The following is a 3,772-nucleotide window of genomic DNA, read 5'->3' as shown; positions in this document are numbered from 1 at the left end:
TAAAGCCCGCCAACTAATTCCCAATACTGTAACGTCATATCCAGATTAGTCTTATTTCTTAAAAATATTCTTTATTTTTGTATCGGAATATTTATGAAAGATTATCTAAATATCTGTTCCTATCTTTCCAAATATCTATTAATAAAAATTAAAACTCACAGGAGCAATTCTTTGAACCTTAAAACTGTTTGCGGTACAATTTCCTTTTTAATTTTTACAATTTCAAATATTCAACCTCAGTCGGCTCGGGATATAATTGATAAATCGTATGAATTGGTCTATGCAAAGAGCAGTTACTCTGAAATTTCTATGACGATTGTAAAACCCAATTGGTTACGAACAATCTCAATGAAAGCATGGGCGCTTGAGCCTGATTATGCTTTAATTTATATCACCGAGCCTGCAAGAGATAAAGGAACTGTAACGCTCAAAAGAGAAAAAGAAGTTTGGAGCTGGATACCCGCAGCACAAAAGATAATTAAAATTCCTCCGTCTATGATGCTTCAATCGTGGATGGGGTCAGATTTTACGAACGATGATCTCGTAAGGTCTTCATCTGTTGTTGATGATTATGATCACAAAATTTTATCGAAAGAAAAAATTGATGGATATGAAAGTTACATAATTGAATCAATTCCTAAACCTGAAGCCGGAGTTGTTTGGAGTAAAATCATCACCTGGATAACAGAAAAAGGTTATATGCAGCTCAAATCAGAATTTTACGATGAAGACGGATTTTTAATAAAAACTTTTCGAGGAAGCGAAATTAAATCTCTTGGCGGAAGAATATTTCCGACAAAGTGGGAAATGATCCCTAATGATAAACCGGGAAATAAAACTATTATTGATTATCTCGATATTAAATTTAACTATAAGCTCAATGAATCATTCTTCTCACAGCAAAATATGAAACGGATCCGCTGATCAATGAAACTTTACCTCCAACTCGCTTGGCGAAATCTCTGGCGGAATAAAAGAAGAACTTTGATAGCAACAACTTCGATTCACTTTGCTGTCGTACTTGCGTTAATTACGAGATCGATGCAGCACGGTTATTATGATTACATGATCGATTCGGCAGTTCGTTTATATACAGGCTATATTCAAATCCATTCAAAGGGATATTGGGAAAACCGATCGCTTGATGAGAGTTTAATTCTGACTGAGGCGATGTGCAATAAAATTAAATCATTTCCAAAGATCACAACTGTGACGCCACGGTTTGAATCATACTCATTAATCTCATTCAAGAATGCAACGAAAATTTCACCTGTCTTCGGCATCGATCCGATTCTTGAAGATTCCTTAATGCAATTGAAGAAAAAAATGATTAAAGGTGAATATCTTTCTCATAACTCTGAAGGAATTTTGATCGCAGAAGGTTTGGCAAATATATTAAAAGTTGATGTCGGAGACAGCGTTGTGATATATGGACAAGGGTACCATGGAGTAACTGCAGCAGCACAAATACCGATTCAAGGGATCATAAAATTTATTCTGCCTGCGCTTAATAATGCGACTGTATATTTATCGCTTCCTTATGCTCAGTGGCTTTATTCTGCACCGGATAGAGTTACATCGCTTTCGCTAATGATTGATAATATAAGAGACCTTGAAGAAACAAAAACCTTTCTCTCGGAAAATTTTCAAGATGAATATGAAATCATGGACTGGGCTGAACTTATGCCTGAATTAGTTCAGGGAATCGAAGTGGATAATGCCAGTGGAATAATTATGCTTTTCATTCTTTATGTTGTGATAGGATTTGGAATATTCGGAACAGTGATGACAATGACTGCAGAGCGAATCAAGGAATTTGGAATTCTGATTTCGGTCGGCATGAAGAAACAAAAATTAATGTTCGTTGCAGCGTTGGAAACATTATTCGTATCGTTTATTGGAGCGTTGCTTGGCATTTTAGTTTCAATCCCCCTGCTATATTATTTTCATGTCAACCCAATTTATTTATCAGGTGAAATGGCAGAAGCAATTTTGGCATTTGGATTTGAACCGATATTACCGTTCAGCGTCAAACCAGGAATATTTTTTGCGCAGGCTTCAGTAGTATTTTTTATTGCATTGTTTACAGCAATTTATCCTGTCACAGTAATTCGAAAGCTTGAACCAGTAAGAGCAATGAGAAAATAAAATGATAATCTTGCTCGCATGGAAAAATATTTGGCGGAATAAAAAACGAAGCTTTATAATTATTGCAGCAACTGCTCTTGGATTGTGGGGCGGATTATTCGCTACGGCAATCATGATTGGAATGTGGGAAACAGCAATTGATGCAGCGATAAACCGCGATCTTTCTCACTTGCAAATACATCAAGATGGATTTACGACGGAGAAACAAATCAATAACTTTATCGAAAATCCTCAAACTGTGTTTAATGCTATTTCAAGTTTAGGTGAAATAGAAAATTATTCAGCAAGAACTGTTATTGAAGGTATGGCTTCTTCGCCCACATCTTCCCGTGGAATAAAAATTTTGGGAATTGATCCAGCAAATGAAAAAAAGATAACTGATAATTACAAGAAAATTATTGAAGGAAGTTATTTCGAAAAAGACATACGAAATCAAATCGTGATTGGAAAAAAACTTGCGGACAAACTCAAATTAAAAATGAATTCAAAACTCGTTTGCAGTTTTCAAGGTCTGGATGCTTCAATTGTCTATGCTTCATTTCGTATTTCCGGAATTTTTAGTACGGAGTCTTCAACTTTCGATGAAATGAATGTGTTTGTTCTCCAATCTGATTTGAATCGGCTTCTGAATGTAAAATCATTAATTCATGAAATTGCAATTCGAACGAAATCTTCGCTTGTAGTGGATACTATCAAATCGCAACTTAAACTTAAACTGCCAATTCTTGCTGTTGACAGCTGGAAAGACTTGGCACCCGAATTTCGCTTAACTCAAGAAACGCTTTATATTCAAATGTACTTTTTTGTCGGAATAATTTTGTTTGCGCTTCTTTTTGGAATTATGAATACGATGTTAATGTCTGTCTTAGAACGTGTGCGAGAATTTGGAATGCTTATGGCTGTAGGAATGAAAAGGATACGTGTCTTCTTACTTATTTTATTCGAGACAATCATGCTCTCGCTTGTCGGAGGAATGATTGGAGTTTTGTTAGCCGCGGCAACAACAGAATATTTTGCCATCATAGGTATTAATCTTTCTGCTTTTACGGAAGGACTCGCAATTTATGGAGTAAGTCCAATGCTTTATCCAGATCTTCCGCTTAACGTTTACTTTGTGTTAAGCATTATGATAGTTTCAACATCTATAATTGCTGCAATATATCCATCATATAAAGCTATACGATTGCAGCCAGCTGTCGCAATCAGAACTTTTTAAATTATGATTACAAAGGATTTTAGAAATGTCATTAATTGAATTAGAAAATCTTAGCAAGATTTACGACGAAACTGCGGTTCCGGTTGAAGCTCTCAAGTCTATTGATCTGAAAATTGAAAAGGGTGAATTTACTTCAATTGTTGGTCCTTCCGGTTCTGGAAAAACCACATTGTTAAATATGATTGGGGGACTTGATCGGCCGACTTCAGGAAAAGTTATAATCAACGATAAAGACATTTCTACGATGAAATCGGATCAATTGATTGATTTTCGTTTGAGAAATATTGGATTCGTATTTCAGGCGTTTAATTTAATTCCAGTATTCACAGCAAAAGAAAATGTGGAATTTATCATGCTGCTTCAAAAAGTGCCGAAGGATGAAAGAGAAAGAAGAGCAATTGAACTTCT

4 protein-coding genes are annotated in these 3,772 nt (G+C 35.4%); all 4 read left to right on the top strand.

Annotated elements, in window-relative coordinates; translation table 11 throughout:
• Positions 1-93: 93 nt before the first annotated feature.
• Positions 94-924, top strand: coding sequence for an outer membrane lipoprotein-sorting protein (locus tag FJ213_13010; GenBank protein MBM4177070.1), 831 nt, complete (start codon positions 94-96; stop codon positions 922-924).
• A gap of 3 nt (positions 925-927) precedes the next feature.
• Entirely contained in the window at positions 928-2,148 is a 1,221-nt protein-coding gene (locus FJ213_13005; protein ID MBM4177069.1) for an ABC transporter permease, read from the top strand.
• A 1-nt stretch (position 2,149) separates the two neighbouring features.
• Positions 2,150-3,364 carry an ABC transporter permease gene (locus FJ213_13000; protein ID MBM4177068.1) on the top strand — a complete coding sequence of 405 codons (1,215 nt, stop codon included), beginning with the start codon at positions 2,150-2,152 and terminating at the stop codon, positions 3,362-3,364.
• 25 nt (positions 3,365-3,389) lie between these two features.
• The coding region (locus FJ213_12995; protein MBM4177067.1) for an ATP-binding cassette domain-containing protein at positions 3,390-3,772 on the top strand (383 nt) is incomplete at its 3' end.

This window comes from Ignavibacteria bacterium (assembly GCA_016873845.1).
In the GTDB taxonomy this organism is placed as follows: domain Bacteria; phylum Bacteroidota; class Ignavibacteria; order Ch128b; family Ch128b; genus JAHJVF01.
Note: the sequence above shows the minus strand (reverse complement) of the source record. Positions and strands in the feature narration are given on the sequence as shown.

What these genes read in the sequence shown, in the direction of transcription:
- FJ213_13010 (MBM4177070.1), top strand. Translation starts at nt 94, where the DNA reads ATGAAAGATTATCTAAATATCTGTTCCTATCTTTCCAAATATCTATTA.
- FJ213_13005 (MBM4177069.1), top strand. Translation starts at nt 928, where the DNA reads ATGAAACTTTACCTCCAACTCGCTTGGCGAAATCTCTGGCGGAATAAA.
- FJ213_13000 (MBM4177068.1), top strand. Translation starts at nt 2,150, where the DNA reads ATGATAATCTTGCTCGCATGGAAAAATATTTGGCGGAATAAAAAACGA.